Here is a 15,729-nt window from a genome sequence, read left to right on the forward strand (position 1 = left end):
AGAATCATACCTTTTCGCAATAAATTTCAATGTGGTGATTCATAAACGCAGGATTGCGCGGTTCTCCTTTAACTTCAAACGTATAATCAACGCCCACATCTTCATTTTTGAAATAAATAAGATCATTGGGTTTAATTATGTAAGAAGCAGGTGCATATATCTTAAAGGTTGTATCAAAATTTTGTTTATCACGCTTAAATCTCTCATTATCAGTAGCAGAATTAGTAGTTATACGGCAAATCATCTTCTCGTAAATGTCCTCTGGTATTTCTGCATAGTTACCAGCGGATTGCTTCTTTTTCTTTTTTCGTTTTACAACTACCTCATGAATATATAAATCATCCATTCCACCATCATCGAAATACATTTCGTTCATGTGGCCATCACCGGCTTAACTCTTGCTCTAAAGCTTTTTAAACCATTGAGTATCTTATTGTTTGTTGCTGGTTCATCCAGCGTTTCTGGGCTAATCTGGTACGAATAATCGCCAATACTCTCCGATGTTTTCATACCTTTTCGTTGTAAGTTAGCACGAACTACTGCAGAAACAACCAAATCAATAATACATTTCTTCATAAGTACCTGCAGATCATCATAATCTTGTATCTTATATTCGAATTCATACAATTGATTTTCGGATAAACCATAAACAATACGGCCATTTACAGTAATAGAATCGGTCATATCCTGTTTCGAACTAACATGAGTGACTTTTGCTATAGATTCAGCAGGAAAAGAAAGCCACGCTAGTTTACTTGTTTGAATGACTTCTTTCATTGGATTCTCCGACTTAACTCTTAAATACTTCTTAACAATAACTGCATAGTAATCTATTAGTTCTTGAATTACTGTATCAGGCATCTTCTGCACATTTACGCGGTCTTTAATGTCTTGCGAAGTAATATCCATTATGTTTCTTTCTCCTTCTTATCGACTTCTTTTACAAGCTCAAAATGTCCAGTACTTACAAGGTAATCAGCTTTATCATTTGTAACTGTTTCTTCTTGGCCATTCTTAAACTTTTGTCCATAAGCGGTGTAAGTGCCACCGTATCGCAGCGTAACTACTTTCATAATTAACACCCCTTTCACGAATGTAAACTATTGCATGAAAGTTTACATTCGCATTGTTGGTTTTATTGGTTATATCTCATTTTCCATTAAAAACAAGAAAATATTAAAAAAGTATACATTCAAAACCCTAATAACAAAGAGTTTGTTTCCATAAAAAATACGCCTGGATATTAGGCTCCAAACGTATCCGGAATATTTGTTAGGATTGCTACTGCATCCATTTCTTGAATTACAGCATCATCATCAAAGTGGATTACATAAAATCGTTTATCTTCCATTACTGCAGTTTTACCTTCTGTAGTTTTACGAACACGAGTATCGTATGTATTGACTGCAATAAAGTTTTTAGGGTCTGCAAGAATAATAACATCGTCTTCTAAAGATGGAACCGTAACAATTCCGTATCCCATCGGTTTATTAACTTGATCTCCTGCTCCAAGTAACGCAGCATCACCAGCACCAGTAGGACGATTTGTTAAATACTCAATCCATTTCTCTCTACGGCTTGGAGACATAATCCAACGAAGGTTGCTGTTTTTATATTTATTCGGCATTGCACCGGATAAAGCAAAGATAGAACCTTTCCCAAATCCATTTGCCGCAGCAGCTTCACCTGTAACAGTTACCAATTTAGCATGATCGACAATATGAGACTCTTTTGATTTCTTGATTTTTTTCAACCAACCATCATTGATAGATAACATTCCGTCGGAAGAGTCTGTATCACCATTCCAATGTAAATCTTCTAAATCGATACCTAATTGTGTAGACATAAGAGCCATTACAGTATCTTCATAACCTTCACCTTCAATATTTTCGCGGAGTAATTCTTCTGTAATTTCCCAAGGTAAACGAATAGCCTTTGTATTGTACTCAATTTTAGAAGTTTGAACACCTGCGCGGTAATTATCATCGCTGTTTTCTGTTTTCTTGCGTAAGATACGGCCACCAATTGCAATTTTATCTAATTCACCTTGTTTTGCTTTACGCATTTCTTTACGGTGTAATTGTGAGAATGGCGTTGTATCAAATGCCATACGGAAGAACTCTTTACTTTGTTCTGGATTTAATAATCCTGCATTCATTCCACTTGTTGTCATTGCTGCCTTTTCAATACGATCTAAACGTTTTAATAATTGTGCGTTAGTCATTGTCATAATGATAAATCCTCCCCTTACAGGTTCAATCCTGCCCATTTAGATTTTTTAATTTGTTGTTGTCCTGGTGTAACTTCTTCATCTGGATCTAAACCTTTACGGATAGAAGCAGCATTTTCGATATTTTCAAGTCGCTTTGTAATTGGTTCTAATGCTTTTTGAATAACTGCTGCAGCTTTTTCTTCTTCTGTTTGCTCTTCTGACGTTGGCTCTACCTCTTCACCATTCACCTGCTTTTCAATCTTTTCTAACTTAGTAGCTAGTGGCTCTACTGCTTGTTTAACAATCTCTGCAATATCTTCTGCTTTCATTTCATCTTCCTCCTGTGGTGTAGCGGTTTCTTTTATTTCACTAATTAAAGCTAATGCTTCATCTAATTTTGCATGATTTTTTTGGGACAATACTTTCCCAGCTTTTTTAATACTTTCTAATACAATGCTTTCTGCTTGTACACTATCTTCTGATTTAGCGATGGTATAACCGCCTTTAATAGAAGAAAGTATGTCCTTCATATCATCAAGAGCAGCCGCCATTCGATCGATATCAGGGTTACTTTCCCAAATCTCCCAATAGAACACATCTTCAAACAAATTAAATACAGCTCGTAAATCACGTTTTTGTTTTTCATCAATAAAGCGGTCTTTTACTTCGCCTTTTGTGATTTTGTGAGTTTCACCTTTAACGAAATCTAACATCTTTCGAATAAGACCTTTATCTTCATGAGTAAAATCATCAGTCTTAGCGATTTCCACACGTTCACCAAATCCACCCATAGAAAAACCAGTGACTTCACCTTTTTTAATTTCTTCCCAGGTATCTGCATCATCAACGCGAACGGTCATAAGCCATGTTCCTGCTTGTACTTCTTGTTCGCCTACTGTCATATCACTTTTAGCAATCCAGTTTTCAACAACTGTTCCTTTACCAGCAATTTCATCATGTTGCTTGTCGATGTGTTGGTAGTTTTCCATAAAAGTATAAGCAGCCTTTTCTATTTCTTCTGCGGTCATTTTATCCCCGTGTGAATCTTCTACATCTGGTTCATATACCACACCTGTAACAAGCTGCTTCTCTTCTTCTGTTTTAAGAATTGGAACTTGCTTTGTTATATTTTGTTGTTTAGCAGATTCACTTTTCATAATGGCGAATTGACGACCGTTAGCGCCCTTTGTAACTAATGAAACATAGCTGATATTGGCGTTTTTTAGTTCGTATCCCATCGTTTTACCTCCTTCCCTATAAATATTGGGGTTCCACTGTCAAAACGCATAGCAGCCAATTTAAAGCCGTATACATTTTGACGATGAAACCCCAATCAAATAGGTGTATTTTATTACTCTTCTGAAATCATAGTGCAGCGACAATGTGGATGAGCTGGCGGACACATCTTTCCGTTGCTAAATAAATCATCAATATCTACTGTTTCGCCATGTAAACCACCACATTCTTTACAAACACGCTCATCGTTTCCTGTAAGCCATGTTTTCTTGTTTCTATTTGCGCCCTTATAAGCAATTAAATTGCCGTAATTCATTGCATATGTTGTTTCTGTACGTGCAATCATCATTGCTCTGTAGTTGCTTGCTTCTGACATTACATCTGCAATAGAAACACTTAATGCATCGACACCCATTCCCTCACTAAGATTCTTTAACATTGTTTCTCTTAATCTATCTTTAGTAGTTTCATGGATTCCCTTTGCTAATTCAAAGGCATAAGCAGCAACCCATTTTGCAGCAACGTCACCTATTGGATCTAATACCATCCAGGTTAAACCGTTTGATGCAATAGCACTTTGTACAAATTCTGTTACATCATCATGCAGAGTGTCTGTGACTTCATCGACAAACATTTGTCTTTCTTCATCCCAATCGACACTATCAAGAAATTCATCAACTTCTGCTTCAGCAATTACAAGATCAATCTCTTCATCTGCTTTATTAATACGAATTACGGGAAGCAGGTTTAAGAGCCGTTTTCCCTGTTCGGAAAAAAATCCGCTACCTTCTTTTGCATAGCTTTCTCTACTTCTTCATGCTTTTCCCTAAATTCATTAATAGCAATTAAGTTATCTTGCTCATTATCTGCAGCTTTTGCAATTGGTACAGGAGAAGAAGATTCGGTTTTACCATCAAAGAATTTGTCCCCTTCTGGTACAGGTTCATAACCTACTACTTTACGGGACTCATTCAGTTTTAATATTCCACCCTCATAACTGTCTTTTGCATACTTCAAATCCGCTTCACGATCATCCGTATCAATTTCATTTAATTTAAAATGCCAATCTAAACTGCCTAGTATTTCAGCAAATACACGGAACAATTGATAGTTTAATCGATGTTCTAATATTCCTTGTCCAGGCTCAATAATAGAACGCTTGTACATCTCGTTCATTTCTTTAGCGGTTGTTTGTCCTAATGAGCCTGTCATAGCCCAGCCGATACGATAAGGCGGCACACGATGAGCCACACATATCTCCATTGCGCTATCCTGCTTATATAAACGAAAACTGCCTTCTTTTACATCTGGACTAACTTTTTCTAATCTAGCTTTTGCCCCTGGCGGTACGGGGACAACGGCCAATTTATGATGTTCTCCTTTTGTTTCTGCAGAGAAGAATGCTTTTAGTTCATTTTCCGTTCCATCATCTATTTCATCAACGCCCTCAAGAAATAGCAGAGCATCTGGAATTGTCTTTCCTGTAAAGAAGTTAATATTGTAATCTCTTACTGCTTGAGATCCAACTATCGAGCCGATAGAACTAACATAATTAGGTATCCCATAATAAGAAGAACGAGAACCGAATTTACGAATAACAATTACTTCTCCAGCTTTTTCTGTTCCGCTTTCTGCAACATCCTCTGCATTTATCGCCCTACCATCAGCAAGACGGAAATCATCGGGATAATTGAACTTTTTAAACCATCGTTCTTTGTTATTTACAATTTGAGCAAATCGGACTTTATCCTTATGAGCACGAACCGTATGTGCTGGAATATGGTACAGTTCCGATGGTTCGTTTTTTTGATTCCGAACAACTTCGATAATCCCCCAGCCAACGGTTTCATAATCATCCCATACAGCTCTAAGAATTTCTGAACTCGTCATTTCTGGATTACAATTCCGCATAAATTCTTTTAACCTTTTATATTGCTCCTGGTTCGCTTCTTTCACTTCTTCAAAAGGAGCAAAGTCGAAACCAACACCTGCAATATCATCGACTTTCGCGCTAATACAAGCAGAATGGATTGGATTACTTTCCTTTATTTCCAACAGCACTGACATATCATACGGTGGTTTAACCAACCCTTTATCGCCATATATTTGCGCGAATGGATCTACAGTCATTTGCTTACTGTTGTCTTCCCAATTCTTTGGGTCATCTGCTGCTTTATTAATACCAAATACTTTTACATTCTTAATTGTTTTCTTATCGCTCATATCGTTTGTATGTCCTCCTTTCTTCTATTAATAAAGAGCAAAAGAAATAGCCGAACAATAAATGTCCGACTATACTCTTTTAACCTTACCGCCCATAACTACTTTTGGTTTATAGAAGGCTAAAACTATAGCATCTGCTCTATCGGGTGATTGCAATCCGCGTTTCTTCATTTCTTCTTTTCGCTCTAATGCAATCTTACCTCTACTTGTTATTCTGTATTTACGGCTAGAAAATTGAGAAATCATTTTTTCATCATTTGGAATCTCCATTGTAGGTTCTTCACCCTGTATAAATGCTTTCATATTCTCTTCAAGTAAATCTCTTACTACGGCCCAACCTTCTGCACCTGCATTATCATAATGCTCATCATCAAGCGGCTTCCCGTTATTCACAACCGGATATACTTTGAATGGTAATCGTTCAGATTTAATAACTTCTTTCAATCTGTCCGTAACACCACCACCAACACCACTATCATCGACTTTTATATCAACTCTTTTTAACTGCTTGTACTTTGCCATGTATTCCTTAGCTAATTTCAATACATGACCAGCAGTTTCCATAGTATCTTGTTTATAGTGGTTTAATAATTTAAAGACTTTATTTCCTATCCTTGGAGCAATTACAGTTTCATCATCACCAAATCGTGCAACGTCAACACCTAAGTCAAGTGTTTCACCAGTCGGTTCCACTTTACAAGATGCTGCTTGCTCTACAATTTCTAACGGGATAAATGCATCTGCCTCTGCTTTAGGAAATTCACCAAGTACACGTACACGCCAAACATCTGAACCCTCACCATATTTCTTTTTCAATACCTCTATATTGTCTTTACTGGTTCGAGGGCTATCTAAACTAGAGACTTTATGTATTTTATATAAATCTCTGTCACGATTATGAGAATCATAAAATACACCGCTTGTTCTTGTTGGGTTTCCGCATAAAAACAATTTATTTTCTGCGCCAGATAAAGTACCAAGTATAGCTTCCATAATAGGATCTGCTATACCAGAAGCTTCATCACATACAAATAACATATAATCTTCGTGGAAACCTTGCATATTCTCCGGCTTCGTTGCTGTTCTAGCAGTAGCAAACCAACGTTCTTCACTACCAATCATGTATACTCGTGTTTTAGTCCATTTAAGAAGATTTTTAACTGCACTTCCTTCTAACCATTTGGCTATTTCGGCCCAAAGTACAGTAAATAACTGCTCCTTTGTAGGGGCTGTACATATAACTTTTGGATTCGGCCTACAGCAGAGGAACCAAATAACAACAACTGACTCAAGACCAGTTTTACCAACACCTTGACCAGAACGCACAGAAACCTTTGGACTTTGTGCCAAATCCATAAGAACTTTTCTCTGCCATTCATCCGGATAAAAACCCAGCATATCCTCGGCAAACGCAACCGGATCATCCCAATAAACATCGATAATCTCCATAAATTCACTAAAAGCCGTATTACTCATTAGCTTCAGCTTCCTTTTGTTTACGCCTGCGCTCCGCTATCTTCATAAGAGACTCTTTCCAGTCTTCAGTATTCTGATTCGTATCACCATCAACTTTAATAGCAGCGATCTCTTTCTTGAGTTTCTCAATGCGTAGTTTTTGTTCTTCTGTATTAGCTAATCTATCGTATTTTTCAATTAGATTTACTAGCGTTGACATTGCTTTCGATTGAGCATTTAAGAAACTAGCTTGTTTATCCCAAGCGAATTGTATCTCCCACTCTTCTTCAAAACCACTTTCAGTAAGTTTATTTTTCCGCAGTTCTTTGGTCATGTCTTCGTTGTCTTTAACAAACATAATACGTTGAGCATGGATGATTTGAGTGTACTGCAGCATAATACTGTCCCAAATGATTGTTAAGGAATCGTTGTTAACTGCTTCTTTTAATTCTTCTTTTAAATCATATATTTCTTGCGGTAAATACTTTCTATACAATCCATGACTAACAGCATTACCATTACGAAGTGGAGCAGCGCCACCGGAATTACCAACAGCATTTTTATTACCCTTTTTGGCTCCACCACGATTGTTTACAGCATTCTTATTACCCTTGGGTGCTCCTGGTTTCTTTTTGGAGTACTCCGTATCTTTCTTTGGAGTACTCCGTTCATTTTTATGGAGTACTCCATTTAATTTGTCTATCCATCCATCTTTAGATTTCCATCCGCCAACCGTTTTTTCGCTTACAGTTTTTTCGGATGTAGACAACAATTCGGCAATTTTACGATTCGTAATATCACCATTATGTTCTTTAAATATTTCATACGCTTTGTTACGGTCTGGACTTCGTTGTCTGGCCATAATTACATAACACCTGCCCCCTTATCCAATTGTTTGCACTTCCTTCTCTAAACACTCAATGCATATATGAGCATTATCCGTATTTGCTTCACGGAGATAAGTTTTATCAAAATGAGTAATAGTTAATGGCATTTTTAATGTCCACATGCACGGCTCATTACAAACAGAGCATGTAGGAACGTTTATAGTTTCTTCTTCCATTTACACCACCTCACGCTAATTGCTTTACAAAATAAAAAAGCAGCGTAATCGCTACTTTTTTGGTTTCTAATTTATAAACTGAAATCTTCTAATGATTTATCTATCTCATCTTGTTGGATTCCTATATAACGTAATGTAATCGATGGAGCAGAATGATTAAAGATTGTTTGTAGCATTACTACATCTTTTGTCTTTTGGTAATAATGATATCCAAAAGTTTTTCTAAGAGTGTGCGTTCCAATTTCATCAAGCCCTACTTTTTCAGCAGCAGCGTTCATAATTCGATAAGCTTGGATTCTCGTGATCGGTTTCCCTGTCTTTTTAGAAGCAAATAAGCAATCTGTTTCGTTCATTCCATTTACATACTCATTTATTTTTTCTCTTAACGTTGTATTGATAATGAAACGTTTCTCTTTTCCAGTCTTCTGTTCTTTAATAACAATGTGAGTTCTTTCTTTCACATCATTTACATGTAACTTTAATAAGTCACTAATTCTTAGACCTGTATTGATTCCCATTTCAAATAAAAACAAATCACGATAAGATTGGCGACGTAAAACTTCTTTCACTTCTTCTAATTTTTTCTTATCTCGAATTGGTTGCACAAACTTCATTCCTTACCCCTCCACACGTTATGTTACATTAGATGTATCTTTATTATACAATATGTTACATAAAATATGGTAGTTATTTTTTAAAATAGAAAGAAACGTTGATATAACGGCATTTCTATTCATAAATTTAATGTAACAAAATATATGATTTGTTACATTAGATAGTTTTTGAAACTTTTTTACAATATTTGGTTTGTGTTGAGTTTGTTTTGTTAGAACAAGGTAAATCTATCAATTTAACTATTACATATTAATATTCAATTCATATACTGTAGTAGTTTACTAGAAGGGAGGCGTAACCATGGAAAGTTGCGTTGTGTTTGTAAATGGCCAACCTTTTTAGTTCTTACAGTAGCTGGTATCGAGATTGCTAGATTAGAGATTTCTCTTCAAGTAGCATTAGCTCTAAGAGTGCTTGGAATACCGATTTGTGATTAATTAGCATATCAAAAGAAAAAGAACCTGAATGGATGCTCTGATATCAATTATTTATTTGTATTTTAATTACGGTAAATAAAGTTTTACCCTTCTTCCAATCACCTAATGTGGCTGCACCAATCTTTTTATGCATTATTAAGTAACTGGAAGAAGAGCAAAAGCTCTCCTTAATAACGGTATCATTCAATCACTACCATCTGCTGGTTTCGGATTTTATGCGCCGTCATTACGAACCGTTTAGAATTTTAGAAAAAACATAGTGGGTAGTGTTTTCCGCCACTTCTCACAATACAAATATAACACGTTTATACCAAAACAACCGGCACATTTCCTGCCAAAAAGCGGTCACGACTCTGCCACTTATTTTAATTCACTAATAACCTTTATTTTTCTAGACAACCTCACTGCAACAGTCAAAGAATAGATTGAATTTTATTTAGGTATTATGCTTGATCTGATTGTAGAACATGTAATGGAGGCGGAATAATCCAACCTTTTTTCTTATTCAGACGAAGTAATATAGCTCCAGCTTGTGCTTTTTTCATATGAAATTGACCAAACATCATTCCTACATCTTCTCGAAGGGATTGTCCCATAGCTTGGCTACATGCTACTAACCCAGCAGCAAGATCCATAGAAACTTTAGCTGCAATTTCCGCATCATTAATACGAGCACCAGGAGGAATCGTTTCAATAGATGCAACCGGTCTTTCTGGAGGTGCTGGCGGTAATGCAACTCCATTTAATTTTAATAAATTTTTTAATTCTTCAACCTCTGATTGGATATCATTCTCTACAAGGTTTTCTAAAAATTTCTTTAAATCCTCGTCTCCTGTGTGGTTAATTAGAACTTGATATCCAGCAATTGCACCTTGTGCCGCTGCAAGGTAACTCCAAATCCCAAAGACCTCTCCATAGTGCATTGGTTCATTTTGTGGATTTCCACTTAAAATACCCATAAAAATATTCCTCCTTAAAGAAATTAGACTTTTAGCAACAATACTTACTATAGAAAAAATTTTCCTAACCATGTTCTGGATTAAAGAAAATAAGTTCTTATAACTCATAAGGAACACCTTACCCAAATATAGTAATTACCCCTCATAGAATGTACCGTTACCAAAAATTTATTCTTATAAATAATAAATACATTTCAATTAACTTAATTAAGTATTATAAGTACTTTTAATAATAAAAATTAAAGATGTTTATCATAATTTCAATTCAAATGGTTTTATATATTTTCAAACGAATATTGTCTAAAGAAACCGGAGACATTACTGAATATGAAAGGAGGGGAAAACTATGAAGAAAAAATTCTCATCTATTTTAAGTGCCCTATTACTAACTATTATGGTTTTTGGTACCAATGTTCATGCTGAATACGATGGAAATAATATGGATAGAGTTAATAATAATGGTATTACAACTCGAGTTAATGACAATAATATGAATAGAGTGAATAATGATACTAGAACTCGAAATGTGAATACAACGAATGATTTGAACAATGATCGTGATAATAATAATAATTGGGCGTGGCTTGGTTTATTAGGACTAGCAGGTTTATTTGGTCTTAGAAGAAAAGAAAAAGAACCAGAAAGACGTTAATATAGAACATTGTATTTAAAAGATACTTACTTATCAAAAGAACGCAAAATGAATAAACTATGAATCGCCTTTACTAAGGCGATTTTTTATTCTTTCAAAATCTATAACAATTACATAAAACGGATACTATTAATCGGAAACAATGAATTTCTTAACTTGATGATAATGAAGCGTTACGTTCATTTGACGAACTACGCTTCTTTTTATACCGTTTCTTCACTTACCCATATCTTATATTGTGTGTAACTAATCCCTTCGCCGAATTACTTGATATCATTGACTTGATTAAACTTTTCCTTTTGAGTTACACAGTATAAAATTTATGAGTAACTGTATAGGGATACCACCGACATTTTAAAAACACACTAAGCAAAAAACTAGCCCGCACAAGAGAGGCTAGTTAACGTAAAATTCGTTATTGGTAGATAGTCTGTTTGTAAAAATAACTTTTTTATAGATAGTACAAATATTTAAGAGGAAATAAGGAAATTGACTTTCAGTGGATTTCAGAAGAGAAAGAGATGGAGGATTTACCTCGTTTTAAACATGTCTATCTAAATCACAGCAACAGTTATGTTTCTTCTTTGGAGCTGTTAGTTTGAAGAAAACATCAGGATTAATTTGACCATTTAGAACATTTCGATTATCACCCCAAGAGTGAAGTAAACAACTTCCGGGACCTGCAATGATTTGATTGTAATCACCCATATAGCATCCGGAAGGTATTGGATCAGGGTTAGCAATCGTAATCGGCACTGGAGAAAATTCAGTACTTACCATCCTCTCTTCACTTAAACCATCAAAAAGAGAGAAGCTTTTCATAAATATTGCGAATGTTCCATCACCCACTCCACTGACTCTACCACGACGGTCATTAAAACGATTATACTGAATATGAGCTCCTTGACAATTGGCTGCTACTGATGGAAAAAACGAAAAGGTTAAACTTTTATGAGTAGAGATATTCACTTCATTCCATGTATTTCCTTCATCAGTGCTATATGCTAAAAGGACATCAATAAAACGCGTATTCCCAATAACTCTACCAGCATTCCATACAACATATAAAGTGCCATCTGGTCCAATAGCAGCTTGTGGGAATTCATTCGTACGAATCAGTCTTGTATTATCAACACGTATTGTTGGACGATTATCTCCAGCACAATTTGATATTTCATTTGCTGCTGCAAAGAAAGGTGTTGAAACTGGCACGTTAATCGGAAACGTATTGCCACCGTCAGTTGATTTAAGCATTCGAATCGTCCTGTTAGAATTATTTAAATTATTTCGAGGCTCCAATATTTGTTCATAAAAGACATAGATGACACCTCGATTATCTACGACTACAAAAGACCCACTGACAAAAGTATTGGGTGCCGGAGGAACAATAACTTGGTCTGTAATGATAGGTGTTAAGTTGACTCCTGTTGTATATTTTGAAAAGCGAATACTTCTTGGGTTAACAGTAAAATCAGTCCACGTAATATACAGTGCTTCATTCCCTGGATTATCAGCATCAGGTCCTACTGCAATCCATTCTTTATCTTGAGAGGCGGTATTAGGATTTGGATTTTGACCTCGTCCAACAACTTGAGGCAGATTCATTGTGATAGTTCCAGTAGGATTAACGGTTCCAGTTGAAACACTAATTACACCTTGCAGAGTTCCTGCTACAACTTCTCTCCCAACTTGACCATAATAGAAAACACCATTTCTATCTACAGCTATTACAGGATCACCGTCATTGAATCCTCCTGGATTTACAGGTACAGGACCACCATCAGTCCAGGTATCACCTAAATTATTAGAGAAAGCAAATCCTGAAAAGCTATGAGTCCCTGGTATCTCTGGCGGGGGTGTAGTGTTATTAGTATCATTAAATCCATAGAGTATAAAATCATTAAAACGCGCTAAGCTTGTTTCACTTTGAGTTATGCGTGGAAAATTAGCTACATCATTGGCTGGGTTATTAACTTGCCTCTCTATTTCTTTACGATTGCAACAACAGTCATCATGTTTCTTATGATCATCTTTCTTATTGTTGTTATGATCGGAACAACAATTTACATTTATTTCAATAGAATGATCATCGAATTCATTTTTGTAATACTTGTAGTATTTATCATCATCACACCTATCTTTGTAATACTTATCTTTATAGTGTTTATCTTTGTAGTATTTATCTTTGTAGTATTTATCTTTGTAGTATTTATTATAGTCTTCCATATTTTAGCTCCTTTTCAATGTTATAATAAATACTATTAAGATTTTTATAGTATTGCTTGTATGATTATCCAATATTTCCTACAAAACTTTCAAAATGTATACGGTATTCAAGAAAGATTTACATAACCTATCATCCTATCATTGTCAGTAGCAATAAAAAGTGGGTTCTTACTCTCAGAAGAACTCCCTTTTTTTCTGTTTTATAACTCTATTCACCTTTAAATATATATTCCTATCCTGGCATGGTTTTTAGGGTTCGCGTTTGTTACTGCATTCACCGAAAACTGTATAAATTTTTTATACCATTAACGTGTTTTTTCAGAAACGCTGGCGATACCCTAGATTTAAAAGAGAAAATGCAAAGATTAGATTTTAAACCTAGTCATTGCTTTATCCATTGCATCTTGGTTTACACCTATATAACGTAAGGTGACCTTCTCTGACGAGTGGTTGAATATCTCCATGAGTAATGCTATGTTTTTCGTTTGCATGTACATATGGTACCCGTATGTCTTTCTCAGCGTATGCGTTCCTACTTCATCTAATCCAAACTCTCCCGCTGCACCACTTAATATCTTATATGCCATACTGCGACCTATTGGACGATTCCTACCTTGTCTACTTTGCAATGGGTACTCGTTATCTTCTCTTTCTTCAATAAACCATTTAAGTTCTCTTTTCAATGCTGCTGTAATTTGTATTCGTTTCTGTTTCCCTGTTTTCATTTCCCTCATTGATATATGACTACCTTTGACATCCCCGACCTTCAGTTTCAAAATATCTGAGATTCTAAGACCTGTATTAATGCCCATAATGAAGAGAATGTAATTACGTAAGCTCTTTTCCTTAAAATACTCTTTAAGCTGCTGTATTTGCTCCGGATCACGTATTAGTTGAACGAAATTCATTATTCATTACCTCCCGTTTCTTCTGTCTCGTAAACTTCTAATCCAAGTGCAAAAGCAAGTTTATAAAACGCCTTGGACTTCCAACGTCGATAAGTGCGCTCTGACATACCTATTTCGTTATAAACCATGTAATCACATACGTCCTCTTCTTCTAAATAGCGTTTATAAATAATCTCTCTCTGAATGCTTCCTGCACGTCCATTTCCTAATCGATTTAGAAATTGGTCAATACGTAATGATATTCTTTCAAGCCATTCTTCTCGTTTGCTCTGTTGAATATTTGCTATAGCAACATCTTCTAACGGTTTACCAACTGCATGTGTAGGGCCATGCTCACGCATTTCATAAGAAGGAGTGACCTTCATTTCTTTACGCATCATCCCGAATTGTCTATGTATACGTACACTTTCCAACACACCTTCTAATTCCTCTTGTGTCGCTGTTCTATCAATTTTTGGTAAGAAAGATAATTGTTTAGTCATGAACAACCACTCCTTTTTATTTTTGAATTATTTTTGTCTGATTGCTCCACGTCTTCGTTCATAACAAGGTCTATGCATCCCCATTAAATCTTCAATTTCACGAGTGCTAAATTTCTCTTTTCGTTTTTTCTTTTTTGCTTGATTCGATTTCTTTTTCCATTCACGTAACTGGTCCTTTAACCCTTTCATTTCCTCATCTCCCTTTTCAAAATAAAAAGGACACCTATTCCTAAAACAGCTCAAATTGCTGCTTTAATGAATTGGTGTCCTCTAGTTTTCTAGCCGGACTATATTTTGTTTGCTTTACTTTAAAAGGATTATTTTGTTTAAATTCTCATATACACTTTTTAAATTCCTTAACATTGGAAATAGCTATATAATGAAAAAGACTACATTTTAGGAGTGCTCTAAATGTCCGATATAATTAAACTCTGTATTGTATTAATCGTTACCCTATTTTTAACATTTTCCATAATAGCGGAGTTTCAAAAGCCTCAAAAAGATATGTTTTGGTTCTCGATTGAAGTAATGTTTCTCCTTGCAGGTTTTTTGATACTAAAAGACTATATCGTCAAGCATATAACATAATCCGATGAATAAAACTCAATATTCCGTCGATACTATATACACCCCATTTCGAACCATATTCCATTACCTGAGCAGTTAGCTTTTGCTAGCTGCTCTTTTATTGAATAAATTTCTAAAACATGTTAGACAATATAGATACACCACGGTTGAATACGAATGACCATTACGTTCTTCTTATTCACTATGCAGTTAGCTTTTGCTAACTGCTTTTTATTGCGTTCCAACTCTTGCTTCTTAAAGAATTCTTTAACCGCGTTTTCTCAATAAGTGCACATTATCCATCCCCCCTTGAATAAATCTATAAACCTTGTCCATACTATAAATACACTTGAGTTCTGAACTTCCTTCTTAACGTTTTTTCAGAGAGCAGTTAGCTTTTGCTAGCTGCTCTTTTAATTACACATTTTTGTCTTAACACTCATATAATATTGAGAATTAAAAAATCATCTCATGTATAAAGGGAAAGTATTCTTTTTCATTACTCCACTCCCTCTTTAAATAACACTGTTTGAATAAGGCTTTTAAAGAGGGAATACATCTAAAAATCTTGGTTACACTGTAAACAGGCTCGTGAATAGCCAATTTTACTAATACCCACTCTATGTCTATTATCTTGAGCCGAGCAATTAGCAAAAGCTAATTGCTCTTTTATATTGAGTTAATAATAAAATTT

At 35.3% G+C, this 15,729-nt stretch carries 17 protein-coding genes and 1 pseudogene; 2 read left to right on the top strand and 16 right to left on the bottom strand.

What is annotated here, in order from left to right:
- Window positions 1-4 precede the first annotated feature (4 nt).
- The 11 genes from ACTFSL_RS15530 to ACTFSL_RS15580 form a co-directional block, all read right to left on the bottom strand.
- Window positions 5-376, bottom strand: coding sequence for a hypothetical protein (locus tag ACTFSL_RS15530; RefSeq protein ID WP_440041982.1), 372 nt, complete (start codon window positions 374-376; stop codon window positions 5-7).
- Entirely contained in the window at window positions 373-909 is a 537-nt protein-coding gene (locus ACTFSL_RS15535; protein ID WP_440041983.1) for a hypothetical protein, read from the bottom strand. The genes ACTFSL_RS15530 and ACTFSL_RS15535 overlap by 4 nt, the downstream gene beginning before the upstream one ends.
- Window positions 909-1,073: a YqbF domain-containing protein gene (locus tag ACTFSL_RS15540; protein WP_440041985.1), complete on the bottom strand. Its 165-nt coding sequence runs from the start codon at window positions 1,071-1,073 to the stop codon at window positions 909-911. Before ACTFSL_RS15540 ends, ACTFSL_RS15535 begins: the two co-directional genes overlap by 1 nt.
- A gap of 170 nt (window positions 1,074-1,243) precedes the next feature.
- Window positions 1,244-2,230, bottom strand: a complete 987-nt coding sequence (locus ACTFSL_RS15545) for a phage major capsid family protein (RefSeq protein ID WP_089607445.1) — start codon at window positions 2,228-2,230, stop codon at window positions 1,244-1,246.
- A 17-nt stretch (window positions 2,231-2,247) separates the two neighbouring features.
- Complete coding sequence (locus ACTFSL_RS15550) at window positions 2,248-3,450, bottom strand: XkdF-like putative serine protease domain-containing protein (protein WP_089607444.1); 1,203 nt, start codon at window positions 3,448-3,450, stop codon at window positions 2,248-2,250.
- Between the two features lie 113 nt (window positions 3,451-3,563).
- Entirely contained in the window at window positions 3,564-4,082 is a 519-nt protein-coding gene (locus tag ACTFSL_RS15555) for a phage head morphogenesis protein (RefSeq protein WP_089607443.1), read from the bottom strand.
- Between the two features lie 113 nt (window positions 4,083-4,195).
- A complete protein-coding gene (locus ACTFSL_RS15560; RefSeq protein ID WP_440041986.1) occupies window positions 4,196-5,671 on the bottom strand; it encodes a phage portal protein in 1,476 nt (491 codons plus the stop codon).
- A gap of 69 nt (window positions 5,672-5,740) precedes the next feature.
- The gene (locus ACTFSL_RS15565) at window positions 5,741-7,147 is read right to left on the bottom strand and encodes a DEAD/DEAH box helicase family protein (RefSeq protein WP_000072122.1); all 1,407 of its coding nucleotides are present in this window, start codon (window positions 7,145-7,147) and stop codon (window positions 5,741-5,743) included.
- The gene (gene terS / locus ACTFSL_RS15570) at window positions 7,140-7,988 is read right to left on the bottom strand and encodes a phage terminase small subunit (RefSeq protein ID WP_440041987.1); all 849 of its coding nucleotides are present in this window, start codon (window positions 7,986-7,988) and stop codon (window positions 7,140-7,142) included. The genes ACTFSL_RS15565 and terS overlap by 8 nt, the downstream gene beginning before the upstream one ends.
- A gap of 21 nt (window positions 7,989-8,009) precedes the next feature.
- Complete coding sequence (locus ACTFSL_RS15575) at window positions 8,010-8,189, bottom strand: hypothetical protein (protein WP_000390790.1); 180 nt, start codon at window positions 8,187-8,189, stop codon at window positions 8,010-8,012.
- Between the two features lie 71 nt (window positions 8,190-8,260).
- Window positions 8,261-8,803, bottom strand: coding sequence for a site-specific integrase (locus tag ACTFSL_RS15580; RefSeq protein ID WP_000673905.1), 543 nt, complete (start codon window positions 8,801-8,803; stop codon window positions 8,261-8,263).
- Window positions 8,804-9,104: 301 nt separating this feature from the next.
- Here ACTFSL_RS15580 and ACTFSL_RS15585 point away from each other — a divergent pair.
- Window positions 9,105-9,241: pseudogene (locus ACTFSL_RS15585) on the top strand (DUF3956 domain-containing protein).
- Window positions 9,242-9,684: 443 nt separating this feature from the next.
- On the opposite strand, the gene ACTFSL_RS15590 reads toward ACTFSL_RS15585, so the two are convergent.
- Window positions 9,685-10,200 (bottom strand): DUF3231 family protein, encoded by a 516-nt coding sequence (locus tag ACTFSL_RS15590; protein WP_290102364.1) that lies wholly within the window; start codon window positions 10,198-10,200, stop codon window positions 9,685-9,687.
- Between the two features lie 346 nt (window positions 10,201-10,546).
- Between ACTFSL_RS15590 and ACTFSL_RS15595 the strand changes: the two genes are divergently transcribed.
- Window positions 10,547-10,852 carry a WGxxGxxG family protein gene (locus ACTFSL_RS15595; protein ID WP_440041989.1) on the top strand — a complete coding sequence of 102 codons (306 nt, stop codon included), beginning with the start codon at window positions 10,547-10,549 and terminating at the stop codon, window positions 10,850-10,852.
- Window positions 10,853-11,392: 540 nt separating this feature from the next.
- Here the strand turns inward: ACTFSL_RS15595 and ACTFSL_RS15600 are convergent.
- The 4 genes from ACTFSL_RS15600 to ACTFSL_RS15615 all read right to left on the bottom strand — a co-directional run bounded on the left by ACTFSL_RS15600 (window position 11,393) and on the right by ACTFSL_RS15615 (window position 14,657).
- Window positions 11,393-13,078 (bottom strand): sialidase family protein, encoded by a 1,686-nt coding sequence (locus ACTFSL_RS15600; protein ID WP_440041990.1) that lies wholly within the window; start codon window positions 13,076-13,078, stop codon window positions 11,393-11,395.
- Between the two features lie 365 nt (window positions 13,079-13,443).
- Window positions 13,444-13,986: a site-specific integrase gene (locus ACTFSL_RS15605; protein ID WP_440041991.1), complete on the bottom strand. Its 543-nt coding sequence runs from the start codon at window positions 13,984-13,986 to the stop codon at window positions 13,444-13,446.
- Complete coding sequence (locus ACTFSL_RS15610) at window positions 13,986-14,468, bottom strand: ArpU family phage packaging/lysis transcriptional regulator (protein ID WP_440041992.1); 483 nt, start codon at window positions 14,466-14,468, stop codon at window positions 13,986-13,988. Before ACTFSL_RS15610 ends, ACTFSL_RS15605 begins: the two co-directional genes overlap by 1 nt.
- Before the next feature lie 27 nt (window positions 14,469-14,495).
- Window positions 14,496-14,657 (bottom strand): hypothetical protein, encoded by a 162-nt coding sequence (locus ACTFSL_RS15615; protein WP_162900585.1) that lies wholly within the window; start codon window positions 14,655-14,657, stop codon window positions 14,496-14,498.
- Between the last annotated feature and the right edge of the window lie 1,072 nt (window positions 14,658-15,729).

The organism is Bacillus cereus group sp. MYBK108-1 (genome assembly GCF_051917185.1).
GTDB lineage: Bacteria > Bacillota > Bacilli > Bacillales > Bacillaceae_G > Bacillus_A > Bacillus_A cereus.

What these genes read in the sequence shown, in the direction of transcription:
- ACTFSL_RS15555 (WP_089607443.1), bottom strand. Translation starts at nt 4,082, where the DNA reads ATGTTTGTCGATGAAGTCACAGACACTCTGCATGATGATGTAACAGAA.
- ACTFSL_RS15565 (WP_000072122.1), bottom strand. Translation starts at nt 7,147, where the DNA reads ATGAGTAATACGGCTTTTAGTGAATTTATGGAGATTATCGATGTTTAT.
- ACTFSL_RS15610 (WP_440041992.1), bottom strand. Translation starts at nt 14,468, where the DNA reads ATGACTAAACAATTATCTTTCTTACCAAAAATTGATAGAACAGCGACA.
- ACTFSL_RS15575 (WP_000390790.1), bottom strand. Translation starts at nt 8,189, where the DNA reads ATGGAAGAAGAAACTATAAACGTTCCTACATGCTCTGTTTGTAATGAG.
- ACTFSL_RS15550 (WP_089607444.1), bottom strand. Translation starts at nt 3,450, where the DNA reads ATGGGATACGAACTAAAAAACGCCAATATCAGCTATGTTTCATTAGTT.
- ACTFSL_RS15535 (WP_440041983.1), bottom strand. Translation starts at nt 909, where the DNA reads ATGGATATTACTTCGCAAGACATTAAAGACCGCGTAAATGTGCAGAAG.
- ACTFSL_RS15560 (WP_440041986.1), bottom strand. Translation starts at nt 5,671, where the DNA reads ATGAGCGATAAGAAAACAATTAAGAATGTAAAAGTATTTGGTATTAAT.
- ACTFSL_RS15590 (WP_290102364.1), bottom strand. Translation starts at nt 10,200, where the DNA reads ATGGGTATTTTAAGTGGAAATCCACAAAATGAACCAATGCACTATGGA.
- ACTFSL_RS15600 (WP_440041990.1), bottom strand. Translation starts at nt 13,078, where the DNA reads ATGGAAGACTATAATAAATACTACAAAGATAAATACTACAAAGATAAA.
- ACTFSL_RS15605 (WP_440041991.1), bottom strand. Translation starts at nt 13,986, where the DNA reads ATGAATTTCGTTCAACTAATACGTGATCCGGAGCAAATACAGCAGCTT.
- ACTFSL_RS15545 (WP_089607445.1), bottom strand. Translation starts at nt 2,230, where the DNA reads ATGACAATGACTAACGCACAATTATTAAAACGTTTAGATCGTATTGAA.
- ACTFSL_RS15540 (WP_440041985.1), bottom strand. Translation starts at nt 1,073, where the DNA reads ATGAAAGTAGTTACGCTGCGATACGGTGGCACTTACACCGCTTATGGA.
- terS (WP_440041987.1), bottom strand. Translation starts at nt 7,988, where the DNA reads ATGGCCAGACAACGAAGTCCAGACCGTAACAAAGCGTATGAAATATTT.
- ACTFSL_RS15595 (WP_440041989.1), top strand. Translation starts at nt 10,547, where the DNA reads ATGAAGAAAAAATTCTCATCTATTTTAAGTGCCCTATTACTAACTATT.
- ACTFSL_RS15580 (WP_000673905.1), bottom strand. Translation starts at nt 8,803, where the DNA reads ATGAAGTTTGTGCAACCAATTCGAGATAAGAAAAAATTAGAAGAAGTG.
- ACTFSL_RS15615 (WP_162900585.1), bottom strand. Translation starts at nt 14,657, where the DNA reads ATGAAAGGGTTAAAGGACCAGTTACGTGAATGGAAAAAGAAATCGAAT.
- ACTFSL_RS15530 (WP_440041982.1), bottom strand. Translation starts at nt 376, where the DNA reads ATGAACGAAATGTATTTCGATGATGGTGGAATGGATGATTTATATATT.